The organism is Paenibacillus lentus (assembly GCF_042714055.1).
GTDB classification, from domain to species: Bacteria; Bacillota; Bacilli; order Paenibacillales; family Paenibacillaceae; genus Fontibacillus; species Fontibacillus lentus_A.
In genome coordinates, this window is record NZ_JBHGVC010000002.1 from 343,182 (window position 1) to 356,250 (window position 13,069).

Annotated in this window: 11 protein-coding genes; 8 read left to right on the forward strand and 3 right to left on the reverse strand. The window is 51.5% G+C overall.

Annotation, left to right across the window (positions count from 1 at the left end; translation table 11 throughout):
* Positions 1 to 44: 44 nt before the first annotated feature.
* The gene (locus tag ACE3MQ_RS05215) at positions 45 to 2,036 is read right to left on the reverse strand and encodes an LTA synthase family protein (RefSeq protein ID WP_379391333.1); all 1,992 of its coding nucleotides are present in this window, start codon (positions 2,034 to 2,036) and stop codon (positions 45 to 47) included.
* Positions 2,037 to 2,076: 40 nt separating this feature from the next.
* Positions 2,077 to 3,222: a THUMP domain-containing class I SAM-dependent RNA methyltransferase gene (locus ACE3MQ_RS05220; RefSeq protein WP_379391335.1), complete on the reverse strand. Its 1,146-nt coding sequence runs from the start codon at positions 3,220 to 3,222 to the stop codon at positions 2,077 to 2,079.
* A 131-nt stretch (positions 3,223 to 3,353) separates the two neighbouring features.
* Here ACE3MQ_RS05220 and ACE3MQ_RS05225 point away from each other — a divergent pair, with 131 nt between their 5' ends.
* The gene (locus ACE3MQ_RS05225) at positions 3,354 to 3,986 is read left to right on the forward strand and encodes an O-methyltransferase (protein ID WP_379391337.1); all 633 of its coding nucleotides are present in this window, start codon (positions 3,354 to 3,356) and stop codon (positions 3,984 to 3,986) included.
* A 142-nt stretch (positions 3,987 to 4,128) separates the two neighbouring features.
* On the opposite strand, the gene ACE3MQ_RS05230 is transcribed toward ACE3MQ_RS05225, so the two are convergent.
* Positions 4,129 to 5,355 (reverse strand): MFS transporter, encoded by a 1,227-nt coding sequence (locus tag ACE3MQ_RS05230; RefSeq protein ID WP_379391339.1) that lies wholly within the window; start codon positions 5,353 to 5,355, stop codon positions 4,129 to 4,131.
* A 250-nt stretch (positions 5,356 to 5,605) separates the two neighbouring features.
* On the opposite strand from ACE3MQ_RS05230, the gene hemE reads away from it, so the two are divergent.
* The 7 genes from hemE (at position 5,606) to ACE3MQ_RS05265 (ending at position 12,979) form a co-directional block, all read left to right on the forward strand.
* Positions 5,606 to 6,667: a uroporphyrinogen decarboxylase gene (hemE, locus tag ACE3MQ_RS05235; RefSeq protein ID WP_379391341.1), complete on the forward strand. Its 1,062-nt coding sequence runs from the start codon at positions 5,606 to 5,608 to the stop codon at positions 6,665 to 6,667.
* Between the two features lie 158 nt (positions 6,668 to 6,825).
* On the forward strand, positions 6,826 to 7,767 hold the full coding sequence (hemH, locus tag ACE3MQ_RS05240) for a ferrochelatase (RefSeq protein ID WP_379391863.1): 942 nt from the start codon (positions 6,826 to 6,828) through the stop codon (positions 7,765 to 7,767).
* Positions 7,768 to 7,774: 7 nt separating this feature from the next.
* Positions 7,775 to 9,208 (forward strand): protoporphyrinogen oxidase, encoded by a 1,434-nt coding sequence (hemY, locus tag ACE3MQ_RS05245; protein WP_379391343.1) that lies wholly within the window; start codon positions 7,775 to 7,777, stop codon positions 9,206 to 9,208.
* A gap of 164 nt (positions 9,209 to 9,372) precedes the next feature.
* Entirely contained in the window at positions 9,373 to 10,704 is a 1,332-nt protein-coding gene (locus ACE3MQ_RS05250) for a CapA family protein (protein ID WP_379391345.1), read from the forward strand.
* Positions 10,705 to 10,744: 40 nt separating this feature from the next.
* A complete protein-coding gene (locus ACE3MQ_RS05255; RefSeq protein ID WP_379391347.1) occupies positions 10,745 to 11,470 on the forward strand; it encodes a glycerophosphodiester phosphodiesterase in 726 nt (241 codons plus the stop codon).
* A gap of 46 nt (positions 11,471 to 11,516) precedes the next feature.
* On the forward strand, positions 11,517 to 12,161 hold the full coding sequence (locus ACE3MQ_RS05260; protein WP_379391349.1) for a fumarylacetoacetate hydrolase family protein: 645 nt from the start codon (positions 11,517 to 11,519) through the stop codon (positions 12,159 to 12,161).
* Between the two features lie 2 nt (positions 12,162 to 12,163).
* Positions 12,164 to 12,979 (forward strand): DUF92 domain-containing protein, encoded by an 816-nt coding sequence (locus tag ACE3MQ_RS05265; protein ID WP_379391351.1) that lies wholly within the window; start codon positions 12,164 to 12,166, stop codon positions 12,977 to 12,979.
* The last annotated feature ends 90 nt before the right edge of the window (positions 12,980 to 13,069 follow it).

Genomic DNA, 13,069 nt, shown 5'->3' on the forward strand with positions numbered 1-13,069 from the left:
CTCTTTTTCAAAGATAAGTCTTAGGACTGCAAGTCATTGTATGTTTAACGATACTGCCGCAGCAGATTGCGCTCGATGACTTGATCGGATATGGACAAGCGCAGCTTCGCTTCCTCATAGCCTCGCTGACACTGCTCTATGCGGGTCAGTTCGCGCGTGTCCAGACTGTAGCATTGGCCGTGGTCAAACATGCCGTCGGCCGAAGGGATGTAGTACAGGCGTCCGTCCGTAAATGCGCCGGAACGCAGAACGACAAAACGGTCGCTGAACCCGAACAAATTATTCCCCATCATGTAGTTATTTTCTGTAGGGATGCCTAGCAAATGAAGAAGCGATGGGGCCATGTCCAGCTGTCCCGCAGGCTCTTGATATATTCCGGCTTGTCCGTGATCCGGCAGATGAATAAGCAGAGGCACCTGATTCATAATCTGGTGCATATCAAGCTCGGACAGAGACCTGCCCAAGAATTTCTCGTAGGCTTCCTTGTCATTGACGGAATTATCATGGTCGCCATATACATATAAAATCGTGTTGTCCCAAATCCCTTTCTGTTTCATTCCCTCGACCAATTGTCCTAATGCTTCATCAGCATAGTGCACCGATTCTAAATAGTTGCCAAGCATTGTCCCCTTAAATTCGCCGGTATCGAGCTTTCGTTCCGCAGCCGGCAGCTGGTAAGGGTGATGGCTAGTTAAGGTAATCAGAAAGGAGTAGAAGGGCTGCTTGTCATCCTCTGTCATAAAATCAAGAGACTGGCGAAAGAAGGATTTGTCTCCAAGCGACCAGCCGAGCGCTTCATCCATGACATAATGTTTTTTACTGTAAAAATGATCATAGCCCATCGCATCATACATCGCATTTCGGTTCCAGAAGCTTCCTTCATACGCATGATAAGCGGCAGTCTTATAACCGGATGCGCCGAGAATTTGCGGCAGCGTATCATAATCGTGATTCGGAAAGCGGACAAAGACCGAACCTGTAGGCAGTGGATGCAGCGAGCTGTTCGAAGAAAAATCCGCATCCGAGGTTCGCCCTTGTCCTGTCTGATGGTAATAGTTTGCGAAATACATACTGTCCTTCATCAAACGATTAAAATGAGGCGTAATTTCCTCTTCGCCGATTGTCTTTCCGATCATGAAATTCATCAGCGCCTCAACCTGGACAACGACTATATTGCTTCCTTCATAGGCGGCAAAAGTATCATTCGGTATCGAGCGCTTTTCTGCTGCGCTTCGAAACCATTGCTGAATCTCCTTGTGCTCCTCGGCGGTTAGCGGCGGCTTGCTGCTTAAATGCTCCTTGGCATAACGGTATCCATCGTAATAATGAAATCCGAGCAGCCCGGTGATGTTATACAGGGACAAATTCCACCAGTTGCCCACGAATAAATCTCCTGCCCAGGTGTTCTTGTAATGATTGATCGGCCCCATTGTCATGATATAGCCGATCACAAAGGCTAGCATCCCAGTAAGCAAACGGCGAATCGGCCGCTTGGGTTTGCCTGTCCTATTTGCCTGATCGTTGTGAGTTTGCCAAGAGTGTGCTGCTGCGTTTCTTCGGAGTACTATTACAAGGCTAAGAACGGCTAGGCCGATGAGCCAATCGACGATGAGCCAAAGGTCAGATAATAAAATGAGGGAGGAGATGCTCTCGCCAAGTTCTCCGACCTGACCTGCTTGAAGCAGGACGGGAATCGTAATAAAGTCCTGAAAATATCGATAATAGACAAGATCGGCAAAGATGACGCCCGTAAGCAGGACGTTCAGGAGCATAAGAGCCATGGTACGGGCTCGCCCGTGCAGCCATAACGTCCAGAATGAAGCGAGGATAATCGAGCCGATCGCAATGATATTATCCAACTGATTCATATCAATATTGCTTAGTTTTAAGTTGCCGTGAAGATAGCGGAGCTTCCAGAACAGGGCGATAATGAATAGCGCGTATTCGAAATGGCGGAAGCGCAGAGCTGCAGGGTGCAGCCTTTGTTGCAGCTTTTCAAGGCTGAATTTGGAATTATTGCTTGAAGGCGTCGGCACGATTTAAGCTCCTTTCAAAGGGAAACCCCTTCCCGCGACATTAGTGGCGCGGAGGAAGGGGGCCGAGAAATTGCAAGTATTGGCATTCAATGCGGCCGTTAAACAGCTTGCGGCGCTTATCCGCCTTGCGCTGAAAATCATGCTCGAACTGCTTGGTAGGCGTTAACGCGAAGAACGACCAGGTCGGCAGCTCAGCAGCGACTCGGCCAAGCTGGGAGATCAGCCTGCGAACCTCTTTCTCCTCGCCGATCCGTTCGCCATAAGGCGGATTCGTGATCAGGCAGCCGTAGTCGCCTTGCGGTTGTATTTTGACCGCGGGCAGGGCCTGGAAGGTGATTTCTTTCCCGAGCCCGGCGCTTTTGGCGGCGGCGGTGGCCACTTCAATTGCTTTGGGATCGATATCGCTGCCTGCAATGTTTAGCGGAATATCATCCTTTACCGCATCGAAGGCTTCCTCGCGGGCCTGCTGCCAAAGCGGCTCCGGAAGAACCGGCCATGCTTCGGAATTGAAGGTGCGGCGCAGCCCGGGTGCGATATTCCAGCCGATCATCGCGGCTTCAATAGGCAGAGTGCCTGATCCGCAGCAAGGATCGTAGAAAGGGCGCGAGGGATTCTGGTTCCAGCGGCTGAGCAGGATCATCGCCGCGGCCATCGTCTCCTTCAGCGGTGCTTCCGTTGCCAGCTTGCGGTAGCCGCGTTTATGCAATGCAGGTCCGGTAGTATCCAAGGTCAGCAGGGCTTTGTCGTTCAAAAGATTGATTTCGATGACATAGCGCGGGCCGTTCTCCTCAAACCACTCGGTATGATAGGATTCTTTCAGCTTATCGACGATCGCTTTTTTGACAATGCCCTGACAAGCGGGAACGCTGCTTAACTGGGACTTATGCGAACGGCCTTCGACCGGGAACTCGCCATGGGCGGGAATCCAATCCTGCCAAGGCAAAGCCTTCGTTCCTTCGAACAGCTCGTCGAAGGTAACCGCGGAGAATTCGCCCATTTTGATCAGCACGCGGTCTGACGTGCGCAGCCATAAATTGCAGCGGCAAATGTCGATAAGATCTCCTGTAAAGTTGACTCGCCCATTCTCGACCGTAGTATCTTCGTAGCCCAGCTCTTTCAATTCTCGGGCAACGACGGCTTCGAGCCCCATGGGGGAGGTAGCAATTAATTGCAGTGGACCTGGCATGTGAATGTATCAACTCCGTATTATCAGTTGTAGTTATCGTCTAAAAACCATACAATTCAGTATAGGACAATGTGGATGAAGATACAAACGGATTTGGCAAAGAATTCGACTTGAAAGGAGCCTGTTTACGGATGACTACACCTGAACAATATAGCGAAGAGTTATACGCTGAGGATGAGCAGCTAAATAAAGTAAAGCAATCGATTCTGGATAGCGGGATGAGAGATGTATCGATCGTACCGGGGTATGGAAGATTGTTGACTTTGCTCGTCAAGACCTCCGGAGCCAAATCGATTCTGGAAATCGGGGCGCTGGGCGGCTATAGCGGAATATGCATGGCTAGAGGGCTCTCTGGGAAGGAGGGACAGCTGCTGTCGTTGGAGCTGAAAGAGGAAAATGCGGCCTTGGCACGCAGCAACATGGCAGAAGCCGGGTTTGGTGAGATTGTAGACTACCGAATCGGCCCGGCCTTGGACAGCTTGATCGAATTGGAGCAGCAGGGGAAGCGGTTCGGCTTCTTTTTTATCGATGCGGATAAAGAAAATTACCCGGTATACCTGGAATATGCGATTAAGTTGGCTGTACCGGGGGCGATTATTGCGGGAGACAATACGCTGCTTCGCGGCCGTACCCTGAATGCGGAGAAAAACGGCCCCGCCGTGCTCGCCATGCGCAAGTTCAATGAGACGATAGCCCGGGACGAACGTCTGCTCAGCGCTTTTCTGCCGGCTTATGACGGCTTGGCGCTAGCCCTGGTCAAATAACGGATCTTCATCAATTCGTATTTCAATGTATGGTGGCTGCAGCTTGAAAAGAAATAACCTCGCCAGGCGGCGAGGTTATTTCATATCTTGGGAACTGCTTGCTTGTCGGAAACTGCTTGGGCGTGAAGCTTCTCGCGGTATTTTAGCTTTGCTTCAATGAGGACAGCTTGGGCTTCGAATACAGCTTCAATCTAACCCAGACCGTATTGCCTATGAGGAGCACGCCTGAAATGATGAATATCCCCTCGATGCCGATATACCCGGACAAAAATCCGCCAATCAGCGCGCCGAGCATATTCCCTAGAGCCAGCGTACTGCTGTTGAAGCCGAAGGCACGACTCTCCATGCCGTCAGGGGTATAGTGGCGAATAAGCGCGTTGACGCTCGGCAGAAGCCCGCCCATAAATACTCCCATCAGGAAGCGGATGATGATCAGCTGCCATACGTTTTGGACGAAGGCTTGAGGGATCAGCGTGGCGGCCGCCCCGATTAAGCAGTAGGTTAAAATACGGTGTGCCCCGATTTTATCGCTGACCCTGCCGAGTACAGGCGAGGTAATCATGTTCGATATACCGGTAGAGGCACTGACGACACCTGCCCAGAACGGCACGTTGGCTGCTATGCCGTGCAGATGCTCCACGTAAATCGGCAGGAGCGACATTGGGCTCAGCATCGCGAACTGCAGTAGGAAGGTTACCGCGAACAGCGCGGTCAGCTGAGGCGTTTTGTTCAGCTCCTTAAAACCCTGCAAGATAGAAATTTGCGGAACGTGCGCTGCTTCCTCGCGATCAAATTTTTCACGCACGAATAATAAGGCGAGGACAGAGGCGATGAACAGCAGAATCCCCGTAATATAGAAAATGGGTCTAAATCCAACCCATTCGGCAAGTAAACCGCCGATAAGCGGGCCGAGAATCGTCCCTGCCACTATACCGGATTGTACGACACCCATGGCAAAGCCCATGCGCTCCTTTGGCGCGGTTCCCGAGACAAGAGCGACTGCCGCCGGATTGAAGCCGGAAATCGTGCCGTTCAGCATGCGCAGAGCCAGCAGATGCCAAGGCTGGGTGGCGAAGCCCATCAATGTAATGACGATCGCCATCCCGAAGCCGGAGCGAAGCAGCATAATTTTGCGGCCGTATCGATCGGCGAGCTTGCCCCATATCGGTTGAAAAATAAAAGCAGTTGCAAAGTTGGCGGCAAATATCGATCCTGCCCACAAGCCGATCGCTTGCTCGCCATGCACATTTAAATCTCTTGCCAGGTATAGCGACAGAAACGGAGTGATCATGGTCATGCCGGCATTGACGAGGAATTGACCGAACCAAAGCACAAGGACGTTCACTTTCCAAGAATTATTGTCCTTCACTTCACTCACTTCCTTTCTGCATCTTCTCGTTGTTTCGCAGCGATGACCGTTGTAAGAATAAGTAATTTGGAGCTGGCCGACTACTTAAATATTTTACACAAACGAATCAAGTATATCATACTTACTAAAGTATCCCGATAAAGGATGTCATAGTATTGTCATCGGATGATCAGGTGTGATAGTTGTTACTTACTTTTAAAAAGGGCATAATGTAAATTAGGGAAATTTTAAATATTGGGGGCTTGCTTACATGAGTTATAATGATCGGTTTATTCGTGCCTGTCTTGGGCAGGAAGTAGATCGTACTCCTGTCTGGTATATGCGCCAGGCGGGAAGATACGATCCGGAGTATCGCAAGATCAAGGAGAAGTACAGCTTGCTTGAAATTTGCCTTCAGCCCGAGCTTGCCGCTGAAGTAACGCTTATGCCCGTAAGAAAGCTGGGCGTAGATGCCGCTATTTTATATTCCGACATTATGAATCCGGTTGCTTCGATTGGAATTGATTTTGATATTGTTAAGGACGTTGGACCGGTTATCCATAATCCGATTCGCACGAAAGAGGATATTGACCGGCTGAAGCCGATTGACGTAGAAAAGGACTTATCCCACATCCTGAAGACGATTTCAATTTTGGACAAAGAGCTGGACGTTCCGCTCATTACGTTTGCAGGAGCTCCGTTTACGCTGGCCAGCTATTTGATCGAAGGCCGTCCATCCAAGAACTATATCCGCACCAAGAGCTTGATGTATGGAGAGCCGCAGCTGTGGCACAAGCTGATGGAGAAGCTCGGTGATATGGTTATTGCCTATTTGCGTGCCCATATCAAGCATGGGGGCAAGGCGTTTCAATTGTTTGACAGTTGGGTAGGCGCACTGTCGGCCAAAGATTTTCAAATTTATGTGCTGCCGACGATTCATCGCATTTTTGCTGAACTTCAGGATTTGAATGTACCGAAAATCTACTTTCCAGGCGTCAGCTCAGGAGAGCTGCTACCCACCCTGACTGATCTTCAGGTCGACGTGATCGGCGTAGACTGGCGCGTACCTATCCGCGAAGGGCGCCGGCGGACGCAGGGGAAGTATGCTATCCAAGGCAATTTAGATCCTTTAGTATTGACTGGCCCAATGGATGTTATTAAAGAGTATGCCCGGGAAATCATAGATCAAGGAGTCGAGTCGCCAGGATTTATTTTCAATCTGGGGCACGGGCTATTCCCTGAAGCATCGCTGGACAAGCTCCGCGAGCTGACGGAGTACGTTCATGAATATTCCGCCGAAGCTATCGCGCGTCAAAAGCTGCAGACGACATAGACGAGATGTGCTTGAAGCAATTCATAGGCTAATAATTTAATATTGAGCATCTAGAGCTGCGCTAAAAACGAACTAAGGCGGTACCAGAAACGGAGGCATTATCGATAAACGCTTTTTCTGGACATGCCTCAATTGACAAATGACAGAGGTGAAGGATGATCGTGAACAAAATTGGTGTATTGATCATGTCTTACGGAACACCGGAGAGCCTGGATCAAGTAGAATCCTACTATACTCACATTCGCCGTGGGCATCCGCCTACGCAGGAACAATTGCAAGAGCTTAAAGACCGCTACGAGGCCATCGTGGGAGGCGTTTTTCCGCTGCGAGCCAACACGGATAGCCAGGTAGCCGCTCTTCAAGAAACGCTGAATCGGTTAAACCAGGACAAGAACCAGGAATATGTATGCTATCAGGGCTTGAAGCATGCCCGTCCATTCATTGAGGACGGCGTTGCTAAACTGGCCGAGGACGGCATTAAGGAAGTGATCGGCATCGTCCTAGCCCCGCATTACTCCGTCATGAGCGTAGGCGGCTATATTAAGCGTGCCCAGGCGAAGGCTGAGGAATGCGGCGTACAAATGAAGTTCATCAACAGCTATCACCTTCATCCGAAGCTGATTCAAGCCTTTGCTGACCGCGTATCTCGCAAGCTGGATCTGTTCGAAGAAGCGGGAGCGGAGCGCAGCAAAGTCAAAGTGTTATTCAGTGCGCACAGCCTGCCTGAGAAAATACTGGCGATGGGCGACCCTTACCAGGATCAGCTGTTAGAGACGTCTGCCGCTGTCGCTGAGAAGGCCGGGGTCTCTTCCTGGCAATTTACCTGGCAAAGCGCTGGTCGTACGCCAGAGCCTTGGCTGGGGCCGGATATCCTCGATACGCTCCGTACCCTTAGCCAGGAACAGGTTGAGGATGTACTCGTCGCTCCGGTCGGCTTCGTCTCGGACCATCTGGAAGTGCTGTACGATCTGGATATCGAGGCCAAAGCGATCGCCAAGGAGCTCGACATTCGGCTTGAACGGATCGATTCTTTAAACACGGATCCTTTATATATGGAGACATTAAGTGAGGTCATCCTGAACACTTGGGCAAAGGAATGAGTGAAATATGAGTGATGCGTCCCGCAAGGTAGTTATCGTCGGCGGGGGCTTGACCGGACTTAGCGCGGCCTTCTACATCCGTAAATTTTACAAGGATAAAGGATGTAAACCGGAAATTACGATCATTGAAAAGGATAAGGTGCTCGGCGGCAAGATCGAGACTCTTCATCGCGACGGCTTTGTAATCGAGAAGGGGCCGGATTCGTTCCTGGCCCGCAAAACGGCGATGGTCGAACTGGCCCAAGAGCTGGAGCTCGATCACGAGCTGGTGTCCACCAATCCGGAAGCGAAGAAGACGTATATCGTCAACCAGGGGCGGCTGCACCCTATGCCGTCGGGGCTTGTGCTCGGAGTGCCTACCGAGCTTGGGCCTTTTCTTAAATCCGGGCTCGTCAGTTGGGGAGGCAAGCTTCGAGCGCTGATGGATCTCGTTCGCGCGCCTCGCCAAAGTACGGAGGACGAGTCACTTGGCGATTTTATCGAGCGCCGCCTTGGAGCGGAAGTGCTGAGCAACATGACAGAACCGCTGTTAGCGGGTATTTATGCCGGAGATACTTATCGTCTCAGTCTGCAATCGACGTTCCCGCAGTTTGGTGAAATGGAGCGTAAATACGGGAGTCTGATCAAAGGAATGATGACAGGCAAAAAGCCTGTTGAGACGCATACCGGAACGAAAAAGAGCGCCTTCCTGACCTTTCGCCAAGGCTTGCAAAGTCTTGTCCATGCTCTTGTGCATGATTTGGATGATGTGGAGCAGCGGCTCGAAACAAAGGTAAGCTCGATTGAGCGCACCGGCGATGGTGATGATGAAGCCGGCTATGTCGTCGTTCTTGCCTCCGGCGAACGGATTTCGGCCGATGACGTAGTCGTCACAACACCGGCATTTGCTGCGGCTGATTTGCTGCGTCCGCTGGTGAACGTAAGCGAGCTGGATGCGATTAACTACGTTTCCGTGGCCAACGTCGTGCTGGCCTTTGAGCGGGAGGACGTTAGCGGATCGTTTGACGGCTCGGGGTTCTTGGTTCCCCGCAAGGAAGGACGCAACATTACGGCCTGTACGTGGACAGGCGTGAAATGGCTGCATACGAGTCCGGACGATAAGATGCTCCTGCGCTGCTATGTCGGGCGTTATGGCGATGAGGAGAAGGTATCTTATCCGGATGAGGATCTGATAGAGCTTGTTCGAAAGGACTTGCGGGAGCTGATGAATATTACGGCAGAGCCGTTATTCGTGGAAATTACGCGCTTACCGAAATCCATGCCCCAGTACCCTGTCCATCATTTGCGGCAGATTGCCGAGTTTAGGGATAGGCTGGATCAGACGCTGCCGGGCATTTATGCAACAGGTGCAGCGTTTGACGGCGTCGGCCTGCCGGACTGCATCCGCCAAGCCAAGGAACTGGCTGAACAAATGGCAGACAAGCTTGCCAATGAGAATTGATCAATCAGGAACCCTTTCGCTTGAAAATAGGCGAGGGGTTCTATTTATTTCAGGTAACCTGATATAATAAAATCATTGGTGCAATGATTTAGCTTCTCATTTAGTTAGAGGTAATATAATGAGGGTTCAATCATGAGTTTGAACCATGTTTAAAGGAGTTAGCGATGTTCCCACCAAGATCAGAGAAATATCGGACAAAAAAACAGGAGAAGCAGCGTCGGCAAAGCCGATTCTGGCTTACGCTTAATGTATCGCTAATTATAGCGATCATTGCCTTAGGTGCCTATTACTATGTGGGAGAACGCACCTCCCCGGACAATGAGGGAAGCAATGAGCCGGCTCCTGTGGAATATCCCGCAGATCAACCGCCTAGTGATCATAACGATAGCGAAGGTATCTCTAAGGCGGAGGAAGAGAATCTGGAGCCAGCTCCAGAGCACAATGGCGATCCGGCCGCTGGCGGGACAGACGAAGGAACGGATCTGTTCGAACCTCCTGCCGACGAGGGCGAGCTGTCTTTGCCCGAGGAACAGGAGCCTGTCGAAATGGTTCATCTTCATTTTGCCGGAGATACGATTTTCTCGGGAAGCGTGGCATCGAAGCTGGCGAAGGAAGGCTATCATTATCCCTACGAGCATGTGCATGCTCTGTTCAGCAGCGACGATTTAAGCGTACTTAATCTGGAGACTCCGGTTACAGAGCGCGGAACGCCTGCTGAAGATAAGTCATTTGTATTCAAGGCCCCGCCCAAAGCGCTGCCATCGATGCATAAAGCCGGGGTAGACGCTGTAAATTTAGCTAATAATCATACGCTGGATCAGGGTGTTGAAGGTCTGCTCGATACATTGAAGCATTTGAAGGACAGTAAAATTCACTTTTTTGGAGCCGGCAAAAATAAACAGGATGCCTACGCCCCCCTTTACCTGGAACGTAAAGGGATTAAAATTGCTCTCTGCGGATTCAGCCGAGTTATCCCCCAGGCGGATTGGGCTGCCGGCAAGAACAAGCCGGGCCTGGCCGTTGCTTATGATCCTGCGGAAGCTGTCAAAGCGGTGCAGGGGGCAAGGCAGAATGCCGATCTCGTAATTGTCGTTGCCCATTGGGGCAAGGAACGGACGACGAAGCTGGAGAAGCATCAGACATCACTGGCCCACGCCTTCGTTGACGCCGGGGCGGATCTGATCATTGGGGGTCACCCTCATGTGCTTCAAGGCTTGGAGCAGTACAAGGGCAAATGGATCGCCTACAGCACAGGCAACTTTATCTTTACAAAGAAATCAACGGCTCCGGATACGTGGGATACCGCAGTATTTGAGGCGAAATGCACGAAGCAGGGCGACTGCCAGATGAAGCTGCTCCCCTTCCGCACGGAAATTGGCCAGCCCGTTCCTTTAAAGGGGGAAGAGGGTGCTCAGTTGCTGAAGAAAGTGGAGAGCTTATCCAAGGATATCGCCATTGACAGCGGCGGACAGGTGCGCAGTTTGATTGAAGGTTAATGCGCAGCGACTAATGAATGGCTGAAGGAGGCCTCTAGGGATGAACAACTTATGCGTGGCTCACCGGGGCTTCTCAGGCAAGGCGCCGGAGAATACGATGGCCGCCATGCACATGGCGATGCAGAATCCGTATGTGCAGTGGGTCGAAGTAGACGTGCAATTGAGCAAGGACGGCGTTCCGTTGCTGATCCATGATTTTACTTTAAACCGCACGACCAACGGCCGCGGGCCGGTAAGGGAGAAGACCTGGGCGGAATTGAAGCGGCTGGATGCCGGCAGCTGGAAATCGGAACAGTTCAAAGGAGAACGCCTTATCACGTTGGATGAGTTTCTGAAGGCCGTATGCGGGCGGCTTCGGGCCAACATTGAAATCAAGACCCAGGGGAACATGTATCCGGGGATTGAAGAGAAGGTGGTCGCTGCGATTAAACGGCATCAGATGGAGCATGATGTGGTATTGACCTCCTTTGAACCGCGAATATTGGCTAAAATCAGGGAGGTTGCGCGGGGCATTCGTACCGGGCTCATCATTGAAGGCAAGCCGAAGGACTTGCTGCTGCGCCTGCAATTGCTGCGCTGTTCTTTTCTTTCGATCAGTCATCGTTATTTAAGCAAGGAATTGGCTTCCCGGGCCGCAAAGCTGGGTATTTCCGTCATGGCCTGGACGATCGACGACGCGCGAACGATGCGGCGGGTGGCAGCGCTGCATGAGGATATTCTTATTTGCACGAATCGTCCTGATATATGGCAAGACGCTATGATCTAGACTTAACTATCTAGAATATTTAAACCTTTAGGAGGCGCTTCCTGCGATGAAACAATTAATCAGAAACATATATTGCGTCGGACGGAATTACCGGCTGCATATCGAGGAGCTTGGCAACGACGTACCCTCTGAACCAATGATCTTTATGAAGCCTTCCCACGCCGCAGTACCGATGGATGGCAGCACCATTGAGCTGCCGGGGGAGCGGGGGGAAGTCCATTATGAGGCTGAGCTCGTACTGCGCATCGGCCGGGATTATCAGCCTGGGATGGCTGTGGATGATCTTGTCGACGTTATTGCGTTTGGCATCGACTTTACGCTTCGCGACGTCCAGAACAAGCTGAAGGACAAGGGGCATCCGTGGACGGCGGCCAAAGCTTTCCTGAACTCGGCGCCCATGACGCCTTATATCGCTTTTCCCGGAGAGGCGGATACGGCTAGGGAAGATTTTGTGCTTCGCAAGAACGGCGAAGTCGTTCAGCAGGGCAATACCAGCCATATGATTTTTTCCTTGCAGCAAATCGTCGATTATATCGCGAAAAATTATGGATTAGGCGAGGGTGATCTGATTTTTACGGGGACGCCTGAGGGTGTCGGGCCTGTAGCTGACGGGGACAAGCTGGAACTGGTGTATGCTGGTCAGCTTCTTGGCAGCTGCACTGTTCGACTTGGCTCCGATCCAACTCCATAAGCATGAACTGGATTATAGGAGCTATTTGCGCGATTGCCGTATCCGCAGCAGCTTACTGGAAAAGGTCGCTCAGCCTGTCGGGCATGCTGGCCGCTGCGGTGATGGGAACGGTATATTTTGGAGCCGGGAATTTGTTTTGGTTCGGTATATTGCTGTTATTCTTTATTTCATCCAGCGTATTCTCCAAGCTAAAAGCAGATCAAAAGCGGGAGACGGAGAAAAGCTACGCTAAATCGGGAACTAGGGATGCGGGACAAGTAATGGCTAACGGAGGGCTGGGGATGGCTGCCTGCATCGGCAATGCGCTCTGGCCTGATCCTGGATGGGCCTTGTTTTTTGTCGGCGTGATGGCTTCAGTTACCGCTGATACTTGGGCAACGGAGTGGGGCAGTCTCAGCCGGAGGCCGCCAAGGTCGATTATAAACGGCAAGCTCTTGACTCACGGCACGTCCGGAGGGGTATCGCTGCTCGGAAGCTCGGCAGCTTTGGCAGGAGCTATCCTCATTGGAGGAGCTGCTTGGCTGTTATTATTATGGAGCGGTCTAACTTCTGATGTACAGCTGCCGCTGCTCTACTGGATTCTGATCGGCGGCTTGTCCGGCTTTGCCGGAGCGATGCTGGATTCTTATCTTGGGGCTACGCTGCAGAGTATGTATCGCTGTCCTGTTTGCGGCCGCAGTGTTGAGGTGGCCAGACATTGCCAGGAGAACACAGTTCCGCTGCGGGGCTGGGGCTGGCTGAATAATGATATGGTTAATATGATCAGCTCGCTCGCGGCGGGAGGTCTCGCCTTGATGCTGGGAGGATGGCTTCTTTAAGGTTGCTCAGACAACCAATTGCTGATAATGCGTCTAATTAAGAAGGTATAGCGTTGATCGTTTGGGGAGTTACGCAATTTAAGTAAAGTA

Bases quoted from the DNA above. Each gene is read 5' to 3' on its own strand.
- ACE3MQ_RS05220 (WP_379391335.1), bottom strand. From the start codon at position 3,222: ATGCCAGGTCCACTGCAATTAATTGCTACCTCCCCCATGGGGCTCGAA.
- ACE3MQ_RS05225 (WP_379391337.1), top strand. From the start codon at position 3,354: ATGACTACACCTGAACAATATAGCGAAGAGTTATACGCTGAGGATGAG.
- hemE (WP_379391341.1), top strand. From the start codon at position 5,606: ATGAGTTATAATGATCGGTTTATTCGTGCCTGTCTTGGGCAGGAAGTA.
- hemY (WP_379391343.1), top strand. From the start codon at position 7,775: ATGAGTGATGCGTCCCGCAAGGTAGTTATCGTCGGCGGGGGCTTGACC.
- ACE3MQ_RS05250 (WP_379391345.1), top strand. From the start codon at position 9,373: ATGTTCCCACCAAGATCAGAGAAATATCGGACAAAAAAACAGGAGAAG.
- ACE3MQ_RS05255 (WP_379391347.1), top strand. From the start codon at position 10,745: ATGAACAACTTATGCGTGGCTCACCGGGGCTTCTCAGGCAAGGCGCCG.
- ACE3MQ_RS05260 (WP_379391349.1), top strand. From the start codon at position 11,517: ATGAAACAATTAATCAGAAACATATATTGCGTCGGACGGAATTACCGG.
- ACE3MQ_RS05265 (WP_379391351.1), top strand. From the start codon at position 12,164: ATGAACTGGATTATAGGAGCTATTTGCGCGATTGCCGTATCCGCAGCA.